13 protein-coding genes are annotated in these 24,438 nt (G+C 38.1%); all 13 read left to right on the top strand.

From position 1 onward, the window contains the following. Positions 1-111 precede the first annotated feature (111 nt). The 13 genes from A8B79_RS03090 (at position 112) to A8B79_RS03150 (ending at position 24,384) form a co-directional block, all read left to right on the top strand. Positions 112-1,785, top strand: coding sequence for a peptidyl-prolyl cis-trans isomerase (locus A8B79_RS03090; protein WP_066217832.1), 1,674 nt, complete (start codon positions 112-114; stop codon positions 1,783-1,785). An 8-nt stretch (positions 1,786-1,793) separates the two neighbouring features. Further along, a complete protein-coding gene (locus A8B79_RS03095) occupies positions 1,794-4,745 on the top strand; it encodes a TonB-dependent receptor (RefSeq protein WP_066217836.1) in 2,952 nt (983 codons plus the stop codon). Positions 4,746-4,748: 3 nt separating this feature from the next. Then, positions 4,749-8,567, top strand: a complete 3,819-nt coding sequence (locus tag A8B79_RS03100; RefSeq protein WP_066217839.1) for a hypothetical protein — start codon at positions 4,749-4,751, stop codon at positions 8,565-8,567. 8 nt (positions 8,568-8,575) lie between these two features. Further along, entirely contained in the window at positions 8,576-9,589 is a 1,014-nt protein-coding gene (locus A8B79_RS03105; RefSeq protein ID WP_161485130.1) for a PorV/PorQ family protein, read from the top strand. Positions 9,590-9,621: 32 nt separating this feature from the next. Then, complete coding sequence (locus tag A8B79_RS15930) at positions 9,622-12,255, top strand: T9SS type A sorting domain-containing protein (RefSeq protein WP_066217848.1); 2,634 nt, start codon at positions 9,622-9,624, stop codon at positions 12,253-12,255. A 66-nt stretch (positions 12,256-12,321) separates the two neighbouring features. Further along, positions 12,322-13,311: a LacI family DNA-binding transcriptional regulator gene (locus tag A8B79_RS03115; RefSeq protein WP_066217850.1), complete on the top strand. Its 990-nt coding sequence runs from the start codon at positions 12,322-12,324 to the stop codon at positions 13,309-13,311. A gap of 7 nt (positions 13,312-13,318) precedes the next feature. Then, positions 13,319-16,231, top strand: a complete 2,913-nt coding sequence (locus tag A8B79_RS03120) for an alpha-amylase family glycosyl hydrolase (protein ID WP_066217852.1) — start codon at positions 13,319-13,321, stop codon at positions 16,229-16,231. Positions 16,232-16,246: 15 nt separating this feature from the next. Beyond that, positions 16,247-18,595: an alpha-amylase family glycosyl hydrolase gene (locus A8B79_RS03125; protein WP_066217856.1), complete on the top strand. Its 2,349-nt coding sequence runs from the start codon at positions 16,247-16,249 to the stop codon at positions 18,593-18,595. Positions 18,596-18,604: 9 nt separating this feature from the next. Next, entirely contained in the window at positions 18,605-19,963 is a 1,359-nt protein-coding gene (locus A8B79_RS03130) for an alpha-amylase family glycosyl hydrolase (RefSeq protein WP_066217858.1), read from the top strand. A gap of 22 nt (positions 19,964-19,985) precedes the next feature. Next, positions 19,986-21,353: an MFS transporter gene (locus tag A8B79_RS03135; RefSeq protein WP_066217860.1), complete on the top strand. Its 1,368-nt coding sequence runs from the start codon at positions 19,986-19,988 to the stop codon at positions 21,351-21,353. Between the two features lie 70 nt (positions 21,354-21,423). Next, positions 21,424-21,702, top strand: coding sequence for a hypothetical protein (locus tag A8B79_RS03140; RefSeq protein ID WP_066217861.1), 279 nt, complete (start codon positions 21,424-21,426; stop codon positions 21,700-21,702). Next, complete coding sequence (locus tag A8B79_RS03145; RefSeq protein WP_066217863.1) at positions 21,680-22,102, top strand: type II toxin-antitoxin system VapC family toxin; 423 nt, start codon at positions 21,680-21,682, stop codon at positions 22,100-22,102. Before A8B79_RS03140 ends, A8B79_RS03145 begins: the two co-directional genes overlap by 23 nt. Beyond that, positions 22,099-24,384 carry an alpha-amylase family glycosyl hydrolase gene (locus tag A8B79_RS03150; protein ID WP_066217865.1) on the top strand — a complete coding sequence of 762 codons (2,286 nt, stop codon included), beginning with the start codon at positions 22,099-22,101 and terminating at the stop codon, positions 24,382-24,384. Before A8B79_RS03145 ends, A8B79_RS03150 begins: the two co-directional genes overlap by 4 nt. Positions 24,385-24,438 lie beyond the last annotated feature (54 nt).

Consider the following 24,438-nt stretch of genomic DNA (forward strand, 5'->3'; position numbering starts at 1 on the left):
TTTAGTTAAGGTGGTATTAAAGATTATTTAAGAAATCTTTAAAAATATGTTGAAAAATGTAAGCGCTTTCATTATCATTATTGCACCTTGGTAAAAAACTGTTAGCAATCAATGCGTGATCATTTAATTTTATTATCCGGTTTGCTGTTTCTTTTTATGGGAGCGCTTTCCTGTAAGGAAAAAGTTGATGAAAATGTATTGGCGCAAATTAACGATTACTCGATTACCAAGATTCATTTCGAGAATGCTTTCAAGGAATATTATTATCGCACCGGAAGAGCTATAAGTGCAAACCCTTCTACTAAACTTTCCGTTTTAAATGCAAAATTCGATAATTACGTACTAGCTACCTATGCTGAAGACAGAGGCTTCGACAGAACGGAGGAAGCTTTTCAAAAAAGAGGGGAGATTGAAAGAAGAGTTTTAAACGAAGAGTATTTGAATCAGGTTATTCTTAAAGATGTGCAAGTAAGTAATTCTGAACTTAATGAGTACTTCATTCGGTTCAATACTACATTAAGAGCTTCGCATCTATTTGCCCATGATCATGAATCAGCTGATCAGTTATATAAGAGGTTACAAAACGGCGAAAAATTTGAGGAATTAGCAAAAGAAGTATTTCAGACTCCTTATCTGGCAAACAATGGTGGAGATGTAGGACGTTTTACTACTGATGAAATGGATATCGCTTTTGAAGAAGCTGCTTTTGGATTAAAGATCAACGAAATTTCAAAGCCTGTTCCTACTGCTCAGGGATATAGTATAATCAAGCTAACTAACCGTTTCACAAAGCCTATTCTCACAAAAAATGAATTCGCTATTAAAAAAGCTGAAATTGCTTCTTATGTCTATAAAAAGAAGAAAGAGCTTGCAACCAGAGAACATTTATATAATTTCAGAGATAATTTAGAATTCAATTCTGAGGTTTTTGAGGCACTTTGGGCTAGAATGAATGAGAATTACTCCGCTGCAATTTCTAAGGATCCCGAGTTCTTATCTAATCTGGCATCAGATAATACTTTGGCTGTTTTTAACGATTTTGAATTTACTCTTGATGATTTTGCTGTAGAGTACAGATTTACTCCATTAGCTCAAATCAATGCAATAGAAGGGAAGCAGGGTTTCGAAAACTTCGTAATCGGGACTGCATTAAGAGCTTATTTATATAAGAATGCAAAAGATGCAGGAATAGATGATCAGGAAATTGTGAATGAGTCGATTCAGGAAACTTTTAATACATATCTGGCTCAAAGCGCGGTTAAGGATCTTAGAAGTTCCATTTCAAACTCAGATCAGGAATTGCGAACCGCTTATCAAAACAACAGTGAACGCTTTTATAAGCCCATAGAGGTTAATCTTTCCAGAATAGTTGTTGATACAGAAGAAAAAGCAAATTTTTTAATCTCTGAACTAAAGAGTGGAGCTGATTTCAAAGCACTAGTGGAAAAGCACACCATTATAAATGAAGACTTGCTTACAAATGGGGAGTTGGGTTTTGAAAGCATCAAGAATTATGGCTCTTATGCTCCTAAAATTTCTGAATTAAAAGTAGGCGAGATATCAGAAGTGATCAATTATCAAACAGGTCAATACACCATTTATAAAATGAATGGAAAAATCGAAGGTCGCTATTTGACATTTGATGAAGCCAAAGAGTCAGTTGATGCGTTTTTGTCGAATAAGAAATTGAAAGACTTAAAGGACAAGACAATTAAGGATGTTAAAGAAAAGCATAATGCTCTTATTGATATCGAAAAATTAAATGAAGTTACTATTCAAATTTGAAGCAGTGTATGAACATTAAAAAGCTACTACCGGTATTATTTCTATTAGTTAGTGTTGGGGTGCAGGCGCAGTCAGGAAAAATTACAGGTAAAATTCTTGATGCTGAAACCGGAGAGCCACTGATAGGTGCAACAGTTGGTATAAAAGGGTCTACAAAAGGTGCAGTTGCCAATATCGATGGTAATTTTCTGATGTTAAATGTAGCCCCGGGCACTTATACGTTGGAAGCAAGATACATCGGTTATGCTACTCTGGCTGTACAAGAAGTAATTGTAAGAACTGATCTAACTACGGAACAGGATTTCAGGTTAGAACTGGAAGCATTTGAAGGTGAAGAAATTGTGGTAGTGGCAACTCGTCAACCTGTTTTAAAAGATGTGACCAGTTCTGAATCCAGAGTAAGCAGCGAAGAAATTAAAAAATTACCTGTTCAGGAAGTTTCAGATGTGATTGGTTTACAGGCGGGAGTTAATGTTGATAATGGAGGTGGAATCCATATCAGAGGTGGACGAACTTCAGAGGTTTCCTATGTTGTGGATGGAATCAGGGTTACAGATGATTATGACAGATCAAACGGTGTAAGAATTGAAAATGAATCTGTGCAGGAATTACAAGTTATATCAGGTTCTTTTAATGCAGAACATGGTCAGGCACTTTCAGGAATTGTAAATGTAGTTACCAAATCGGGAGGCAGCCAGTTCGATGCTTCTGTAAATGCTTGGACAGGTAGCTATATGGCAACCTCGCAAAGTGGTATATACGATGGTATTGGAACGGGTTTTAATAATTTAAATCCAAACAGAATGTATAACCTGTCTGCTTCTGTATCAGGTCCTATTATAAAAGACAGACTTACATTTTTTGTAACAGCCCGAAGATTTGAGAACGAGGGGCATTTAACCGGTAGAAATGCTTTTTCATCTCACGGACAATTCAGAGATACGTTGGCACTGGGAACAGATTTTGATTCCTACAGAACTATATACAATGAGAGAGTCGACTTTGATAAGCCTTGGTATTCTATAGATACAGTAAATTTTCAAGGTACCGAACAATTGATTTTAACAGATGACGGAACCAGAGATAGTTCTTTAGTAAACATGAATAACTTTCAAAGTTCCAGTTTTCAAGGAAATCTGGAGTATCGTTTTTCAAAGTTTTTGAAATTTAACTTAATAGGCTCATATGGTCTTGAAGAAGGGCAGGGATATGATCACCAAAACAAATTAGTTCCCCTTGGCAGAGGTACGAATTATAGAAATAATTATGCTTTAAATTTCAAAACTACCATTACTCCTTCGGCAAAAACTTTCCTGACCGTTAATCTTGCTAACAGATACAACGAGCAAAAGAGCTACTTGTATGAAGATCCATGGGATCCGCGATACTTTAATTTTGATCGAGTTTCAGATTTTTACTCACCGGGCGAACGCAGTATACCGGGTGCGGCACAGTTTAGTTTTTACGGTACTGATAACAACAGATTTTTCAGATCGACAGATACATTTATCGGAAAAGCAGAAATTTCAAGCCAGGTAAGCGAGAACCATTATGTTAAAGCAGGTATTAACCTTCAGTTTGATGAAGTCAGTTTCGAAAATATCTCACTAGTTCCTTTTACTGATCCATCCATAAGTTTACCGCCCGGCACACCTGACGATATTAAACCATTTGTAAAACTAGGCTATCCGGAGTTGAATACACCCGGTTATCAAAAGTATTCGGAGTCGCCGAGAAATTTTAGTGCTTATGTTCAGGATAAGATCGAGTTTGATAATCTGATCATAAATGTTGGATTAAGATTCGATTACTTTGATCCAAATTCCAGAGTGGTTTCTGACCTTGAAGATCCTGATATCACTTCACCTACAAAACAAGAAAATCAGTACAGAGATCAAAACGGGAATGGGCAGCAAGACCCGGGCGAACCTGATGTTACTTTAGAAGAACGCCAGGAATATTGGTACAAGGATACCAGTGTTAAAACTCAGTTAAGTCCGAGAATCGGTGTAGCTTACCCGATCAATGATCGTGGAGTTTTGTATTTCTCTTATGGTTACTTCTTTCAGGTGCCTTCTTATAGCTTCATGTATACAAACAGCAGAGTATTTGTGGGTGAAAGAAGTGGGAATTTAGGTTTATTCGGAAATCCTGATCTGAGACCAGAACGATCTACTCAGTATGAGTTAGGTTTAAAGCAGGAAATTTTTGACGGTACAGCAATTGAGCTTACCGGTTATTATAAAGACACCAGAGATTATGTTTCAAGCCGACCTCAGGTTACAGGAGCAGCTTCTACAAATTACGGTATTTATTTTAACAGAGACTTTTCAAAATCAATTGGCTTTACGTTCGCATTCAATCAATTTGTAAGTCAACGTTTTAACTTTGGTCTGGATTACACATTCAGTTCTGTTGAAGGAAGTAATTCGGATCCAAACTCAGAGTATTTTGATATTGTTAATGCAGGAACTCAAATTGATTCAACAAATCAAACTTCATCAACAACAAAGTTGATCCAGCCTCTCAATTGGGATAGAGCTCATATAGTAAATGGTTCAATGTTTTATTCCGGAAATAATTGGGGAGCTAATCTGGTAACCAAATTCAGTACAGGTACACCATATACACCACAAACAGACATTCCGGGTGTAGAAATTGGTGTTGGAGCAAGTACAAGAGACCTAAGAAACACTTCACGTCTACCGGCACGACTAACGGTGGATCTTAATACATATAAGAACTTCAATTTACCAAACGGTTCCAGTATGGAGCTTTTTCTGAATATTTATAACCTGCTCGACAGCAAAGTAATTAATAGTGTGTATGGAGATTCAGGAGAGGCAACGGCTCCATTACCAATAAACACGGTTAGTTCTGCCGATCCCGGATTTTATTCAAATCCGACTTTCTATGCAGAACCAAGAAGAATTCAACTAGGACTTTCAATCTCTTTTTAAACAATGAATAAAAACACGTTAAATATTAAAAGCTTATTCATTTTACTTACGGTATCGCTGTTTCCTGTAATTATAGTGGCTCAGGATTATACTCCAAGTGATGAAAGATCTTCTTTTGAAGACAGAAAAAAGTCTACAATGGATGCCAACAGATTGAGAGCATCTTATTTCAATACCGGTCATGCAGGTCGTAGAAATAGTACAAGCTTAGATGAGTTGATCTATGAATTTCCTAGGAATACAAATCGTGAGTATATGTATTTCATGAGTGTTCACTTTGGAACAGAAGTAGAAGCTCAAAACAGCTCTGATATTCTTCAGGTAGTTGATGTAGCATCGTTCAAAACAAATAGAGATGGTAGTCAGAATTGGTCTCTTAATCCAATAGAAGGCTATTCACGAGATGATTCCAAAGAATTGGCAAGAAGTGACAGAGGTCCGGGTTCTCCTCTTGGCAATACCTGGCCTGATTCCTGGCCGGATAAGTTCAAGGATGGAGGAGATGGATGGGCAGGTTCATGGAATGGTTTCTTTGGTCGCGATCAGTTTAATGCAGATATAGAATTTTATTACAAAGCCGGAGACGACAGATATACACGTTACAGTAATTCCGGAGCATTCAAACCAGACGATACAGACCCAACCAGAGGTGGTTTAGCGATAGTGATGGATACAAGAGTATTAGCTTGGTCTCAAATCCTGATCAATTCTGTACACTTTAACATTTTTGAGATAACTAATGACGGTAGTTATGATTATCCGAGAATGTCATTCGGGCTTTGGATAGCTGATTTCGTTGCCGGTGGAGGACCAACAGATCAGCCTGTATTCGATAACCTGAGAGCAATTGCTTATTTAACAGATACAGACCGAAACAACGCACCATCTTCATTCGATGGATTACCTATTGGTGAAATGGGACTCAGTTTTCTGGAAACGCCCGGAAATGCAGGCGATGGTATTGATAACGATGGTGACAGTGATACTTACGATGTAGAAAATGCTCAGTTTTACGATCCTGACAATGCAGACCTTTTTAGTTTATTGTTAGAATCAAATGGAGGGTTTTATTCAAGTGAAACGCTCAGAGATACAGTAGTTAGAGAATTTATAGCCACAGACTTTGATTCCAGAACCATAAATATTGGGGATAAAATTGTATTGATCGATGAGAATGGAACCAGAATCGTTAAAGAATATGATGGTAATTCATTTCAGTCTCAGGGAGTTACATATAATCTAGGCGCTTCATTTTCAGTTCAGGAGGAAACATTGCCTCTTTCAGATCCTAACTTTGGAGTACATATTGATGGGTTAGATAATGATTTCGATGGATTAATAGACGAAAATACACCAAACCATCTTGAGAAAACTACTTTTGTTAATGGAATTTCCATTACTAAACCGGTAAGATTTATTAATTATTTATACTTCAATGATGGAGATAGCCTTCAACAAGGATTAATTGTATCCAATCAGGAAATCAGAGATAGGATGTCATCTGATCAAGATTTTGAGGATCTGGTAAACGATACCTATGACGGAAGACTTCAAAATCATTTTACCAGTGCTCCAATGATCGATGAAGGCAGAGGCGATTCTTTCGATAATGATAATGACTGGAATGAAAATTTTGATGACGTTGGAATAGAAGGTGATCCTGACTCCCCAAGTGATGGACAAGGAGATGGAAAAGCGACTTCAGGAGCGGGTTCTAATTTCCCCGGAGAACCAAATATTGATAAAACTGATGTTAGTGAAACTGATCTTATTGGGGTTTCCAGAGCTATAATATTTTCAGCAGGAGCACTCCAAGTTAATTTAGACTCTGATATTTGGTTTAACTATTTGATACCCGGTGAATTTGATGTAGTTGGAGATCCGGGAACAGATCAGGATATTTATGTTTCTTCAGGTCTTTTTCCTTTAAGAGTTGGTGAATCTCAAAGTTTTGCTGTTGCGGTTTCTGCAGCTGCTTCTACTTCTCCAACAGGGACTGCTGCTCAGGACAGAGCTCAGCTTAATAATAATTTAGATCAGGCACGTGTCGCATATGAAGCAGATTACCAGTTTGCAGTAGCACCTGATCCACCGGTTTTAACCGCTGTACCCGGAGATGGAAAAGTAACTTTGTATTGGGAGACAAATTCAGAGTCTTCATTCGATCGTTATTTAAATAATATCTCAGGAAATGGTTTCGATTTTGAAGGTTATAAAGTTTACAGATCAACCGATCCATCGTTTGAAGATATTTTTAATGTTACGGATGCTTATGGAAATGCTACATATTATAGTGATATAGCCATTTTCGATAAAAATAACGGCATCCAGGGATTGCATCCAGTAGATGTAAATGGTGTTAAATTTGACTTGGGTAATGATAGTGGACTCCGCAGATCATATGTTGATACAGATGTTGTAAATGGTAAGACCTACTATTACGCAGTAACAGGATTTGATTTTGGATATGTTCCGGCGGGAATTTCACCTTCGGAATCTCCAATTCAAATCAGTCAAGGTCCTGATGGATCGATCACTTATGGTGTAAATGTAGTTCAGGTTCGTCCGTCACGTTCACAAGCCGGTTATATTGCTCCGGATAAACCACAAGCTACAATTGTACAGGGCTCTCCGGGAGGTTCAGTAACAGTGGATATTATTGATCCGTATGAATTAAAGCCTGATAATTTATATGAAGTTACTTTTGAAGATACACTTATCGATGGTGGTTCTGATCCGGATACTTTGAGAACTGAAAACTTTACTCTTCGAAATGTAACGGAAGGAGCTAATGATACATTAATTGCACGTTCACCAAATGTAAACGGGGGCAATAATCCTATTACGGAAGGTTTTTCACTTGCGCTTACCAATATTGAGTCTTTTGGAGTAAATGAGTCCAGGTCAGGCTGGAATGAGACAGGAAACCCAAAACCACATGAGTACTTTTTTGCTACTCAAAGTGTGTCTAAAGTTTCTGATTATGAGTTAGTAATTGGAGCAAATATAGGTTTTGGTCAATCCACAGAACGTACTATTGAAATAGCTCCCGGTTCTTTTTTCAATGCTCCTTCTCAGCCTACCAATTTTAAAATATTCAATACTTATACAGAAGAAGAAGTTGATTACGCTTACTTAGATTTGAATAGAGACGGGACTCCATTTTCACCAAGCAGGTGTGATCCTACTACTAATGCACCTAACAATTACGTTTCTCCGGATCCGGGTATTTTATCTGCCGTTGCGGGACTAAATGGACAATGTTCTGATATTGTATATGCAATTGAAGATGCTCGAGACTTTCAGGATACACTTACTTATCGGTTTGAACTAAGGGCACAAATATCGAATAACAATCTTACAACTAGAAACCCGCAGTCAGGGGATACGTTGGAAGTATTCACTACTAAACCATTTTCAAGAAACGATCGATTCCAGTTCAGAATGGATCCTGAAAATCTACCAAAAGTTGACGCAGATTCTGCAAAAAGTGCTTTGGATGAGATTTTAGTAATTCCGAATCCTTATAAAGTTTCCAGTATTTATGAACAGGAAGCAGCAGGAGGCAGCAGGCAGCAAAACAGGGAGATCCATTTCACTGGTTTACCGGTTCCATCAAATCTAAAGATTTTTACTTCATCGGGAGTTTTAGTGAGAGAAATTGAGGTAACATCAAGAAATGTTCGGGGAGATAACGGAGGAACCTATATATGGGATCTGTTGACTAAAGATAATCTGGAAATCGCTTATGGAATTTACATATACCATGTGGAAGCTAACGGTGTAGGAAACAAAACCGGTAAATTTGCGGTGATCAAATAATGAATGCTATGAGAAAAATATTCTACACTGGTTTAGTTGTATTGTTGTCAGGAATTGGGAGCAGTAGTTTTGCACAAATTTCAAAAGTAGGTACAACATCAAGTCATTTTTTAGAGATGCCGGTTGGTGCCAGATCTTCTGCAATATCTGCATTTGCAGCCGCTGTAAATGACCCTTCTGCAATGGTATTAAATCCGGCAGGTTTGGCAGAATTAAATGGTCAGGAAATACAGATCGAGTTCACCGACTACTATTTGGATTTTACCCATAGTTACATAGGTATCGGATTACCAACAAAAAAAGGAGTGGCCGGAATTCATGTATTAGCAATGAACTATGGTGAGTTTGAAGAAACTACTGAACAAGCACAAGGCAAAACCGGGAGAACTTTTGGAGCATATTCAGTTTCGGTTGGAGGTTCTTATGCACAAAAATTAACAGATAAATTATCGGTAGGTGGTACCATAAAATTCCTGCATGAACAAATTGAAGATGTATCAGCTTCAGGACTGGCCTTTGATGTTGGTACCTTATTTATTACTCCTTTTGATGATATCCGATTTGGAGTAAGTGTTACAAATATCGGTTCAAAAATGCAGCTAACCGGAAATGGATTGATTACAGAATGTAATTTAGACGAAAGCAGCTCCGGAAATAGTGATACTGATTGTAATTTAGCTACCGGAAAATACGATTTACCATTAATGCTCAGAGTTGGTTTTGCCTGGGATGCTTATACAAGCGACGATATAAGAGCTACATTGACTCTTGATGGTAATAACCCATCAAATAATGTACAGAGCATTAGTGTGGGAGGAGAAATTTCGCTGTTAAATGATACGGTATTTCTTAGAGGAGGAATTCCTTATATCGGTCAAAATAACAGCAAAGAGACATTCAATGCCGGGATAGGGGTTAAATATCAGGTAGACAGTTCTTTAAAACTTGGTTTTAACTACGCATATCACGGATATGAATACATAGGCGACGTTAACAAACTTAGCCTTCAGATTTATTTTTAATACTACTAAACAATAACAACAAAACAAGGTACATGATGAATAAAGCTACTAAACTTGTGCTAACATGTTTGCTGATGATCTTCGGGATCTCTGCAACATCTATGGCCCAGGTAACAAAAATACGTGACGCACGTGGTATGGATGGCCAGGAAGTTACGATCGTAGGTATCATGAATACGCCAGACTACGGTTTTAATGACGGACAATTTTTTGTTCAGGATACAACCGGAGGTATAAACGTATTTTATGATGATGTAGGAGGAGCGAACAATCAGGATAGTTCAGCATTTTTAGGTTGGACAAAAGGTGATACTCTTCAAATTACTGGAACAATTGGTTCATTTGGACAACAAGTACAAATTGCCCCAAGTTCTGTAACCATTTTAGGTGCAGGAGATGCTTCAAGTGTTCCTGTAACAACAATAGCACAAGCAGACCTTAGTGTGGATTCCAAATATCAAGGTATGTTAGTGAAAATAGAATCAGTTGGCTTGGCTGATGGTGAAACATGGCCGGCTGATGCTCAAACATCTTCAGGAGTAAGTTTAGATGTTGCTACGGCTGACAGTGCATTTATATTAAGGATCGACAGAGATGAATCCTATTATGACGGTGCGCCAGCTCCTACAGAAGCGTTTAATTTAACAGGTTTACTTGCCAGATTTAATTCTGATGTACAGGTTATGCCGTTTGACTCTACCGATATTCAGAACATCGTTAAAGTTACTTTCATGGTTAATACTTCAACGGCAGCTGATACTGTAATGGAAGACCATTATGTTGGTGTGTTTGGTGCAATTTCAGGTCCAAACGGTGCAGGAAACCCATACTTAGGTCAAACTATTGATTGGAATAACTCTACTGATATCGTTGCTGAGAATCAGGGTGGTGACTATTGGTCAGTTACTTTTGATATGGCAGCTGGTGATACTTATAACTACAAGTATTGGTTAGGTTCAGATAAAGATACAGAACTTCCCGGAGGAGGATGGGAAAGTGGAGATAACAGAGTTTTCACTTTAGATTTTGATCAAGCTTCTGACTCGGTTGCTCCAATGAATTGGTATGAAACCAGAATGGCTCCATTTACTTCAGAAGAAGACAGTGTTTCTCTTTTCTTCAGAGTTAATGTTGGTGCTCAGGTTCAGGATGAATCATTTGATCCGGAGACATTTAAAGTTGGTGTTCGTGGAAACGGCGCTTTCTTTACCAATGACTGGGGAACAGGAGACTTCCTTGAAAAAGGTGGACAAACAGGTGATAATTTATTCTATGAAGGTGTTGTAAGAGCTCAGAAAGATTCTGCTGCAGCAATTGATGGCTCCATAGAATATAAATTTGTTTTTGAAGCACCTGATGGAGCAGTAACCTGGGAATCAACAGATAACAGACCAATAACTGTTCCTGCTCAGGATTCTACAGTTCACTGGGTGTTTTTCAATAATACTCCTCCTACGGATGCTGTAATTGTAAACACAACACTTAGCTTTGAAGTTAATGTTGGAATTTTGGAAGGACTGAATCTTTTCAACTCAAGTATTGATACAGTATCTGTAAGAGGTACATTCAATAGCTGGGGAGAGAATAGAATGAATTTCAATCAGGTGCTGGGTACTTATGAAGCAAACAACTTGCCTTACACAAAAGCTGAAGGAACTGAAGAGAAATACAAATACTACATTAAGTGGGATGCTCGAAGAGATTCTTCTGAAAGTGAGTTTTTCTTAGAAGGTATTCAATCGGCAAATACAGGTTGGGAAGAGCCTGGTGTAACCGGTGGTGCTGACAGAACTTTTACCGTTGAGAATAAAGACAATCAGGATAAGCTTTCTGAATTCTATAATGGTGTGGAACCGGAAGCATTGTTAACTGCAAACAATGTTGAGTCAGGTGCTATCAGCGTTACTTTTAGTATTGATATGTCCCCTGCACTTCAGCATACAACTCCGTTTGTTCCTGCATCTGATTCAGTTTATCTTTTTGTAGATACTCCATTCTTTGCATTAACAAATGGAATTACAGTTCCTGGTGATACTGGTGAGAACTTTATCACAACTTCGGATGCTGAAAAAGAAAGACTTCAGTTTACTGATGGTGATGGAGATATGGTTTACGAGCTAACTCTGGATCTGGTATTACCAACTCTAAACCATATTGGTTTCAGAATAGCTTATGGTGAGCCAACTTCAGCTGATGGTTCTCTGGTTGTTAATGGCGGTGGATTTGATGCCGGTCGTAGACATTACCAATACATTTCACCTCAAGTAGATGCGCAAGGTAATGTAACATGGGCTTCATCATTTACTTTCCCGGAATTAACGTGGAAAGCATCTGATCTTCCATGGGAGACTACACCTGATTACCAAACTGTTTCTAACGAAGAAATAGTTGGTAATGTGGAATCATTCAGATTAGATCAAAACTATCCAAACCCGTTCAACCCAAGTACAAACATTAGCTTCAACCTGCCAACTGCTGCAGATGTGTCTCTAACTGTGTATAACGTTCTTGGACAACGTGTTGCTACATTATTAAATAACAGAAAATATACTTCTGGTAGCCATACACTTAGTTTTGATGCAAGTAACCTTGCTTCAGGTATTTATATCTACCGTATTGAAGCAGGTTCTTATGTAAGTCAAAAGAGAATGACTTTAATCAAATAATTTTTCTCTAATAAGTCTTCGCAGATGCTTTGACCGGCATCTGCGTATTTAATCTGATACAGAAATTTGGCATCAACTATATACGATATTGCAGAAAAAGCAGGAGTAAGCATAGCTACTGTCTCCAGAGTTTTTAACAGGAGAGAGAGTGTTTCTGAACGAACACGAAAAAAAGTTATGGCTGTTGCAGAGGAAGTAGGATATCATCCTCAGGCTAATGCTCAAGGTCTTGCAAGCAGAAAAACGAATAACATTACCGTTGTTGTTCCTGTGATCTCTAACTATTTCTTTATGGAAGTTTTAGGAGGTATACAGGATAAGCTTAATAGCTTCGATTACGAACTCACTATTTTCAATATCAGTCCCAGTAAGGATACGTTTTCTCAGGTAGAACATGTGTTAAAGAGAAGGGCTTCAGAAGGGTGTTTATTCATTTCAATTCATTTAGAGCAGGAAGAATGGCATCAATTAAAGCGCTACAATATTCCGATTACTTTGATAGATGAATATTATGAAGGATTTGATTCTGTAAGTGTCGATAACACCGAAGGCGCTTATAAAGCAACAAAATATCTATTAAACAGAGGTTTAGACCGGGTGGCAATGCTTTCAGCGTTAGTTACATCTAAACCTATCCAAAGCAGGATAAAGGGTTTTAGAAGAGCCTATGAAGAAACGGGAAAAGCTTTTTCGCCTTCATTGATCGTAGCCGGAGATTCCACTTACAGAGATGGTTTTACTGAAAGAGGAGGATACGAGGCGATGGTTAAGATCCTAACCTTGAAACCTGAAGCAGAAGCATGTTTTTGTGCTTCTGATATCCAGGCAGTTGGTGCTTTAAAAGCTATGCAGGATATGGATAAAAGTATTCCTCTCATCGGTTATGATGATATTGAACTGGCTGAGTATATGGGGCTTTCCACTATTCGTCAGCCTATGAGAGATATGGGATTTTTTGCCACTCAAAATCTGATCGACAGATTAGAAAATCCAAAAAAAGCAGTTTCACAAACCGTTTATACACCAGAATTAATTTTAAGAGACTCCACTGAGTAACTTTTTTATGAAAAATTTTTTAAAAACAACATCAGTATTTCTAACACTTTTGTTTTTACCTGTAATCACTTTATCACAGGTTGTTACATTCGAACCTTCTTTTGCAACTCAGAACGATACATTAACTCTTACTTTTGATGCGACCGAAGGAAATGGTGGTTTAGAAGGTTTTACCGGCGATGTTTACGTATTTACGGGGTTAATTACGGATAAAAGCTCAACACCTTCTGACTGGAAATATGTTCAATCAGGATGGGATTCTTATCCTTCAAGGCTAAAGACAACGTCGCTTGGAAATGATAAATGGGAATTTAAATATCCTTCTTCAATTAGAGAGTTTTATAATGTTTCCGCTTCAGATGAAGTTCTGGAAATAGCAATGTTATTCAGAGGAACTAATGATGGAGCGGGTGATCCGGATGCAGTTGGTAGAGGTGCAGGCGGATCGGATATTTTTTTAGAATTATTTAAAAATGAAGTTTCTGTTCAGTTTTTAAACCCTGCAGAAAAGTCCAAGATCATAAAGACCGATGAACTCTTTGAGATTCAGGGAATAGGAAATTCCCCGGCCGGAAACCTAAATTTGAGTTTGAAACTGAATGGTACTGAAGTTGCACAAACTTCTGTTTCTGATACAATCAGTTACGCATTTTCGTCAGCATCTGAAGGGAATTATAAATTTGATCTTGTAGGTGATGACGGGGCAGGAGAAGAGGATTCAACGTCTGTAAATATCATCGTTACAGACGGTGCAGTTATGGAAGCAAGGCCTGCCGGACTTGAAGATGGAATCACTTATGGAGAAAATGGAAGCTCAGTTACCCTATCTCTATTTGCTCCGGGCAAGAAGGAAGTTTTTGTAGTTGGAGATTTCTCGAATTGGGAATTAAATTTCAACTACCAAATGAAAAAAGACTCTCTGAAAGCAGATAGCGTTTGGTTCTGGACAGAAATTACCGGATTAACTCCGGGAGAAGAGTATGGTTTCCAATATGAAATTGATGGAAGTTTAAGAATCGCTGATCCTTATTCAGAATTAGTACTTCATCCAAATGATGATAACTTCATTTCTGAATCCATATTTCCAAATTTGAAAGAATATCCAAACGGAAAAACCACAAACTATGTGGGAGTTCTCTTTCCCGGAAAAACCCCATACCAATGGGAAGCAACTTCTTACGAAAGACCTAAAAAAGAGGATCTGGTAATCTATGAGCTTTTGGTAAGAGATTTTCTGGCAGATCACAGCTATTCATCTTTAATTGATACATTGGACTATCTGGATAGGCTGGGAATAAATGCCATTGAGCTTATGCCGGTAAATGAATTTGACGGAAACGAAAGCTGGGGGTATAACCCAAGTTTTCATCTAGCATTAGATAAATATTACGGTACTCCCGATAAATTCAGAGAGTTTGTTGATGAAGCGCATAAAAGAGGAATAGCAGTTATTTTGGATGTAGTGATGAATCACGCTACAGGACAAAATCCTTTGTATCAAATGTACGAGTTTGGTAGTAACCCATACTTTAATACAGAGGCAAAACATGAATTCAATGTGTTTAATGACTTCAATCATCAGTATTCCGGGACTCAGTACTACAATAAGAAAATGATCGAACATTGGATCAATGAGTATAATATTGATGGTTTCCGATGGGATCTGACCAAAGGATTTACACAGAATTGTAGTCCGGCAGGGAATGGCTGTACAAGCTCTTATCAACAAGACAGAGTCGATCTTTTAAAAAAGTACGCTGATTACCAGTGGGCTACTGATCCTGATTTTTACGTGATCTTTGAACATTTGGGAACTTCAAATGAAGAAAAGCAGTGGGCTGATTACCGTATCGATGAAGGAAAAGGAATCATGCTTTGGGGAAAGATGAATCAACCATACAATGAAGCAACGATGGGTTACACAACTAACTCAAATCTATATGGAGTACTTTCAGAGTCTCGAGGGTTTCAGGAAGAAAGATTGATCGGGTATATGGAGAGTCACGATGAGCAATGGTTGATGTTCAAAAATATCAGTTTCGGGAATTCATCCGGCGATTACAACATAAGAAATCTGAACACAGCTCTTGGAAGACAAAAACTTGCCGGTGCTTTTTTCTTTACACTTCCGGGACCCAAAATGATATGGCAGTTTGGTGAAGTTGGATATGGATACGGAGACAATGGAGAGCAATGTTTAAACGATTCTGAAGATTGTCCGGCTAGTGCTCCGGGCAGAGTTGCAAATAAGCCAATTCGTTGGGACTATTGGAATACCAAAGGAACTGAACGGGTAAAGCTCTATAAAACCTGGGCTGCACTTATCAACTTAAGAAACAGCAGTCCTGCTTTTACAGAACCGGAAAGTACTAACTACGCTTTATCCAATCGTATAAAAAGAGTAATTCTCGAGCATTCAGACACTGATGTGGTTGTAGTTGGAAATTTTGATGTTGATGCAATCACAACAACAGGAGATTTCCCGCAAACAGGAACATGGTACGATTATTTTGAAGGATCAGAGTATGAAGTAACTGATTCCGAACAAGCAATTCGATTAGAGCCGGGTGAGTTCAAGGTGTATACAACTAAGCAATTTGATACTCCTGAAACGGGAATAGCAACTTCAACTGAAGAGCTGCCAAGCGAAGGCCCTGAATCATTTAAGCTTTACAACAACTACCCAAATCCATTCAATCCATCTACAAACATCAAGTTTGATGTTGCAAAGACGGGAGTAGTTAAACTGGAAGTGTTTGACATACTTGGAAGAAAAGTCGCCACACTTTTTGATGGAAAGAAATCGGTTGGTACACATACCGTAACTTTTAATGCATCATCACTTTCAAGTGGGGTTTATTTCACCCGATTTACAGCCGGAAATACTGTACAAGTTCAGAAAATGACATTACTAAAATAATTTAGAAAGCATAGCATGAGGAAATTAACCGGGTTAGTAGTACTGTTTTTGATTTGGGGGTGCTCCTCAGAAAGTAATATCAATTACGGAGATCAGATCGTTGGATTGGGATCTCCAATAACTTTAGGATATGATTCCACGGTTGTGACCATGGAAGACTATTTTATGGATCCATCAACAATCGATGATGTTTCTACACCTTCTTCAATCACTTATTATTTGACTGATGATAACTCAGAATTAGTTTTGAAGGGAGATATTTCCGGAAAGCTTGATGTCATTTCTTTTCATGATGGTGATGTTTCCTATGATATACTACTCAAGAAAACTTCAAAACAGGAAGTAACTTTCAGTATAGAAGACAAAGGCTATGATCTTGTACAGGTAAAAGGGGAGATGAATGCCTGGAATCCTAATGCTTCTGATTTCAAAAAAGAAAATGGCAATTGGACTTTCAGCATGTTGGTGAACGAAGGTTTGTATCAGTATCTGTATGTAATCGATGGAGAGGAAATGAAAGACCCATCTAATTCAGAAACTGTTTCAAATGGGATGGGCGGATTTAATAATCTGCTTATAGTTGGTAATACTGATGCTGAAAAGCCGAAATTAGATACATATGATTTTTCAGACGAACGAGTGTATTTGCAGTCTGATGAAGCCGATAATGTAATCGCTCTTTGGGAAAATCATCAACTGAAAACAGAATTTAAGGATGATATTATCAGAGTGTATTTACCCGAGAATTCTGATCTTGAAGGGAGAACGCATATTCGCGCATGGACTTTCAATGAAAGCGGGATATCTAACGATGTACTTATTCCTTTGGAAAACGGTAAGGTTCTGGATGATTCTGAAAGTCTTACCCGAAAGGACGTAAGAGCCTGGAACATGTATTTTGTGCTTATTGATCGATTTAAAGATGGGAATCCATCAAACACCAGAAAAGTTGATGATCCTGATATACATCCAAAAGCCAATTATTATGGTGGAGATCTTGCAGGAATTACACAAAAGATCAAAGATGGATATTTTGAAAAGATCAATGTAAATGCACTTTGGCTTTCACCAATTTCCCAAAATCCGGAAGACGCATGGGGATTATGGGACAAAGGCGGTGTAAAAACTAAATTTTCGGGTTATCACGGATACTGGCCAATCTCATCTTCTAAAATTGATGATCGATTCGGAACATCAGAAGAGTTTAAAGAATTACTTAGCGTAGCCCATGAAAACGGAATGGCAGTGATTCTCGATTATGTAGCCAATCACGTTCATAAAAATCATCCGGTTTATCAAAGAAATCCTGAATGGGCAACAGATCTGTATCTACCCGACGGAAGAATGAATACGGAATTGTGGGATGAGCAGCGTCTAACAACTTGGTTTGATACTTTTATGCCTTCACTGGACTTTTCAAATCCTGAAGTAATAGAAACCATGACGGATTCAGCACTATTCTGGGTTGAAGAATATGAATTGGATGGTTTTCGTCATGACGCCACAAAGCACATTCAGTTAGAGTTCTGGAGAACATTGACCAGAAAAGTAAAAGAAGAAATTGTAGTTCCTGAAAACAGACAAGTATTTCAGGTGGGAGAGACTTACGGAAGTCGTGAGTTGGTAGCCAGTTATATCAATTCCGGAATGCTTGAAAGTCAGTTCGATTTCAGCATGTACGATGCAGGATTGAATGCATTTGGCCAGGACCTTTCTTTTGAAGGATTACAGAGCCAACTTCAGGAAAGCTTCAATTACTTTGGTTATCACAATATGATGGGAGTTATTTCAGGAAATCATGACAAACCTCGATTCATAACGCTAACCAGTGGCGAAGTAAAATGGAATGAAGATTCTAAACTAGCAGGATGGACCAGAGAGATCGGTTCACCTCAGGCATTTGCTTATGACCGACTGAGTTTACTTCTGGCTTTTAATCTGACTATTCCCGGAATTCCGGTTACGTATATGGGCGATGAATTTGGAATGCCCGGTGCTAACGATCCTGATAACAGAAGATGGATGCGATTTGAGGATTCTGAATTAAGTCAGCTTGAGTTAAGGAACAGAAGTATCTATTCAAAATTGTCGGAGTTGAGAACTTCAGAAATGTCCATTCTTTTTGGAGATTTTCAATTCCATAAAGTTGAAGATGATGTTATGGCATATTCCAGAGCATATTTTGCTCAGCAAACCATTGTAGTTTTCAACAAAAGCAAAACACAACAACAAGTTTCAGTTGACCTGAGACCGGGTTTTGATTATTCAAGTTTGGCAAATCATTTTGGTAATTCTTTTTCAGTTGAGGGGAATACTTTGACTGTGACTTTACCTTCAAATTCATTCGAAATTTTAACGCTTTAAAAAATAAATATGCTTAAGCGAACTTTACTTTTATCCATTTTTGTAGCCTCGGTATTTGCGGCTTGCACTCCGACAGAAAAGCCGGTTGAGAAAAAACCAAGTCAGGTAGTACATCCTGAATGGAGTAAAAATGCGAATATTTATGAAGTGAATATCCGTCAGTATTCTGAAGAAGGAACATTCAAAGCTTTTCAGGAAGATCTTCCGCGATTAAAAGAAATGGGTGTTAAGATCTTATGGCTGATGCCTATTCATCCGATTGGAAAGATCAACAGAAAGGAAACTGAAGAAAGCAGAGGGAGTTATTATTCTGTAGCTGACTACAAAAAAGTAAATCCTAATTTCGGTACAGAAGAAGACTTTAGGAATTTGGTTGACGCAGCCCATGAGCAAGGCTTTAAGCTGATCATTGACTGGGTTGCTAATCATTCAGCTTGGGATAATCCATGGACAGAAAACAAAGATTGGTATGAGTTGACAGAAGATGGGAACTTCATGCCTCCAAGGGGAACAGATTGGTCTGATGTTATTCAGTTGAATTATGAAAGTGAAGAAATGCGTGCAGCAATGTTAGATGCTCTCGAATTTTGGGTTAGAGAATTTGATATAGACGGATATCGTTGTGATGTTGCAGGAATGGTTCCAACAGATTTTTGGGAAAACGCCAGAGTAGAATTGGACAAAATTAAGCCGGTATTTATGTTGGCTGAAGATGGAGAGCCTGAATTACTTCACAAAGCGTTTGATATGAATTATGCATGGGAATATGCTCATGTAATTCGTGAGATCGCTAAAGGAGAGCAAACATTCGAAGATCTGGACTCACTTTTTGAAAGAGATAGTAAACGATTTCCTGACAATGCATACCGAATGTATTTCACTTCCAATCATGATGAAAATTCATGGAATGGAACCGATCCTGAAATGTATGGTGATAATTTTGAGAATTTTGCAGTGTTGTCTGCTACCGTGAAAGGAATGCCACTGATCTACAACGGGCAAGAAAGTGATCTGGATAAACGATTGGAGTTTTTCGAAAAAGACGAAATAGAGTGGAAAAACTATAAGTATGCTGACTTCTATAAGATGTTGCTGACTTTGAATACAGAAAACGAATCACTTTGGAACGGGGATTTTGGTGGAGAAACGATCAGAGTTGAATCACCTGAAGGCACTTATGCTTTTAAAAGAAAGAAAGGAGATCATGAGATTTGGGTAGCGATCAACAATAATTCTGAGACTTCTACAATTAGTTTCCCTGAGTGGAATCAAGACAAGCTTAATGTATATGGAGAATTGGTTGGTATGTCGGAATTTTCTTCAATAGAGTTGCCGGCGAATGAATGGATCATTATTTCAACAAATTAAAAAAAATAAAAGGGATACTTAAATGTCTGAACAGCAACAAGATACTAAGCCACGTCTGAGTTTTTGGCAAATATGGAATATGAGTTTTGGGTTTTTGGGAATCCAATTCGGATTTGCACTTCAAGGTGGATTCATGTCCCGGATTTTCCAAACACTGGGTGCTGCTAAAGATGATATCCCTTTACTTTGGATAGCGGCTCCGTTAACCGGGTTATTAGTCCAGCCAATTATCGGATATTTGAGTGACCGTACCTGGAGTGTAAAGTTTGGTCGCCGCAGGCCTTATTTCCTGATTGGAGCAATTCTTAGTTCAATTACATTATTGTTTGTTCCTCATTCACCTATTCTTTGGGTTGCTGCAGGTTGTTTATGGATTCTGGATGCATCCATCAACATTAGTATGGAACCTTTCAGAGCACTTGTCGCTGACAAGCTTCCGGAATCACAACGTTCTTATGGATTCGTGGTGCAAACGCTGATCATTGGTATCGGTACCTGGATTGCCAGTAACTTGCCTTGGATGGTAAGTCAGCTTGGTGTTGCAAATGATGCTGCTCCCGGAGTAGTTCCAATGTCAGTAAAAGTTGCATTCGGAATAGGCGCTTTTGTTTTTATTTCAAGTATTATGTGGACGATTTTCACTACTGATGAATATCCTCCGGAAGACATGGAAGCTTTCGAGAAAGAGAAAAAAGAAAACTCAGGTTTTTTTACCGGAGTAAAAGAAATTTTTTCAAACATCGGTAGTATGCCGGTTGTAATGAGAAAATTAGGTGTTGTTCAATTTTTTAGTTGGTTCGCTTTCTTTACAATGTGGAGCTTTGCGGTTCCGGCACTGACAGAACATGCTTTTTTAGCTCCCGTTCCAATGCCCGATGCAGTAGATTTTGATACAGCCAATGTGGCCTATAACAATGCTGCAAATCTTGTTGGTTCTTATATGGGGACCTATGGATTGTCTTCCATGTTTTTTGCCTTACTTTTGACTTTTGTTACCAGCAAGATCAGGATCAACAGAAAGTTGGTTCATTTTGGATCGCTTTTAGTTGGTGGAGCAGGATTTATAAGTATGTACTTCGTTTCTCCTGAAAATACCGGAATGCTGAATTTGAGTTTTGTTTGTGTGGGAATCGCTTGGGGAAGTATTCTCTCCATGCCATATGCTATGCTTTCGAGTAGTATAGATCCAAAGAAGATGGGTTTGTATATGGGACTCTTTAACATGTTTATAGTAATTCCACAGATCATTGCAGCTTTAGGTGGAATCAACTTCCTCTATAAAACGATCTTTGGAGAAGCTACGATAGGAACCATGCTTCTTGCCGGAGTTTGTTTAACAATCGCCGCCTTTAGTAACTTCCTTATTACAGAAGAGGAAGCTATTAAGTAGCAGTAGTCCTGATTTGAATAGTTGCAACTTTTATTTAAATTGGTTGCAACTATTATTTTAAGTGATCATTATGGCAAAGAAAGACAAAGATATTGTTTGGTTTGGGATGAAGTTAACTCCCGAGGAAAAGCAGAAGATCGAATTACTTGCTGAAAGAAAAGGTATTTCTAAAAAAGAAGCCGTAATGAATGCTGTAAATGAACAGGTTACAGAATACGAGGTCGTAGCTAAACCGGGATCAACATTAGAAAAACTGGCTCCATATGTGGGGATAATCAAAGACGGTCCCGTAGACCTCTCTACAAATCCTAAATACATGGAAGATTTTGGCAAAGACAGTCTTTCTTGATACAGGACCTCTTGTTGCTTTATTCAGAGAAAGGGATCAATTTCATCAATGGGTGAAAATAGAGCTTAGTAAAGATGATTTCAGATTTATAACCTGTGAAGCTGTTTTAACTGAAACACTGTTTCTGACAAATAACTTACCTGAAGTTCTGGATTCAATATCAGGAATGATTGAAAGTGGCATGATGGTAGTGCGATCCGCTATAGCTTCAAATCCAAAAGCAGTCTTCGAAAAAATAAACAAGTACAATGATCTGAAAACCTCATTAGCAGATATAAGTCTTCTTGTATTGTACGAAGAGCAAAAGGATTCAGACATATTTACCACCGACTCTGATTTTCTGATCTATCGAGATTCTCAAGGAAAAAAACTCAACCTGATTTCACCTTATTTAAAATGAAAGCACTCTACTCTATTATTATAGCATTAATTTTTTCAGGTAGCTTATATAGTCAGGAAAATGATGAGATTTTTTCTGCTTTTATTGAAGACGAATACACTATTTCTGTAAAGTTTGCAGGAGAGGTTGATGAGGATCATCATTTGAAAATTGAATTATATAATGATTCTGATCGAATTACTAAAGTGCCATTCAGAGTTTCAACCACTGAGTACTCGATAAAAACTAATATTAAATTAGATTTCACTAAAAAATATATAGTTAAAGTCGGTGATACAGAAAAACAGGCTCAACCTCACTGGAAAGCTATTGATAAGCTTTATACATATGATGGGGAATTAGGCTCATTCTATAATTGGAACAAAACGGACTTTAAATTATGGGCTCCACTTGCTTCAAACGTCGTTCTGAATTTGTATGAGAAGGGATTGGATGAAGAACCATATGAAACAGTTGAATTAAGTAAAAAAGAGAAGGGCGTCTGGCATACTTCTGTTCCGGGAAATCTGAAGGGAAAGTATTACACCTATTCTGTAACTAATTACGGAGTAACTAAAGAAGTAATGGATCCCTATGCCAAATCAATGGCAGAAACTGTACGAAAGACATTTTTTACTCCCAGGGGCGCAATTGTAGATCAATCTTCTACAGGACCAAGTTTAGACTTCGCACAAATTGAAGGATATGAAAAAAGAGAAGACGCCATTATTTGGGAAGCTCATGTTTGGGATATTACCGTAGATCCTGATATTCAAACAAAAGCTCCTTATGGAACATACGATGCATTTTCTGAGCGACTTGATTACATCAAAGATCTTGGAATAACTCATATTCAATTGCTTCCCGTGCTCAGTTACACCTATTCAGATGAAATAGACCGGGAGCGAAATTTGAACTATGAATTGGGAGCAAACTATAACTGGGGTTATGGACCCGATAATTATTTTGCTCCGGAAGGAATGTATTCCGTCGATCCAACCGATCCGGAATTGCGAATCAAAGAATTGAAAGAACTGATTAAAAGCATCCATGAAAAAGGAATGGGTGTTACTTTGGATGTGGTTTATAATCACACCGCCAGACTGGAATTTTTGGAAGATATCATTCCCGGCTATTATCATTTCATGGATGCGAAGGGTGTCGCAAAACAAAGTTATGGAGGAGGACGTCCTGGTTCTACTCACGCAATGGCGAGAAAACTGATTGTCGATTCAATTCTCTACTGGACAAAAGAATATAAAGTGGATGGTTTTCGATACGACTTGATGGGAGATCTTGATGCTGAAACTATTCAAATTGCATACGATGAAGCCAAAAAGATCAATCCGGATATTCTTATGGTTGGAGAGTGCTGGAGAACCTTTGCCGGAGATGATGGAGAATCTGTTACTCCAGCCGACCAGGACTGGATGGATCAAACCAATAGTGTTGTATGTTTTTCGGATGAGATCAGAAATGAATTGAAATCCGGTCATGGTATTGAAGGCGAGCCAAGGTTTGTTACAGGCGGTGCAAGATCGATCCAAAACATCTTCAATAATGTAATTGCCAAACCTGATAACATGACTGAAGATGATCCCGGAGATGTGCTACAGTATGTAACTGTGCACGATGGACTTACTCTTCATGATATGATCGCTTATTCTATCAAAAAAGATCCGAAAGATCATCAGGAAGAAATTCATAAAAGGATCAGGTTGGCGAATGCGATTGTGTTAACTAGTCAGGGAGCTGCCTTTTTACATGCCGGTCAGGAATACGGGAGAACCAAACAGTGGTTTTCTACAACTCCACCGGAAAGGGAATTTATGAAAGCAGATGAGTTTGAATATCCTTACTTGATAAGAAACTCCTACGACGCTTCAGCTGCTGTGAATATGTTTGATTGGGATAAAGTGACTGAGGAAGGAATTCACAAACGGACCATGGAATATACAAGCGGTCTTGTTGCTTTGAGAAGATCCACAGATGCATTCCGATTAGGAAATGAAAAGCTAGTCTCAGAAAATATAACATTGATAGAAAGTAAAGACATCAAAGAAGAAGATCTGGTTCTGATATTCAAAGCTGAATCTACTACAAACGAGATCTATTATGTTATTGTGAATGCAGATTCAGAACAAAGAATGATCTCTTTAAATATTGATTTTTCTTCAGGGACTGTATTGGTCGACTCTGATGAAGCAGGAACAGAAGCTGTATCTGAAGTATCAGGGATTCAGATCAATTCGGATTCAATTATAGTCGATCCACTTACATCTGTAGTAATAAAAGCCAAGTAATTTCAGAAATATTCTTTTTGAAATAGCTTAATCATTGAAGACAGATTTGCTTAA

The sequence above is a fragment of the Balneola sp. EhC07 genome, assembly GCF_001650905.1.
GTDB lineage: Bacteria > Bacteroidota > Rhodothermia > Balneolales > Balneolaceae > Balneola.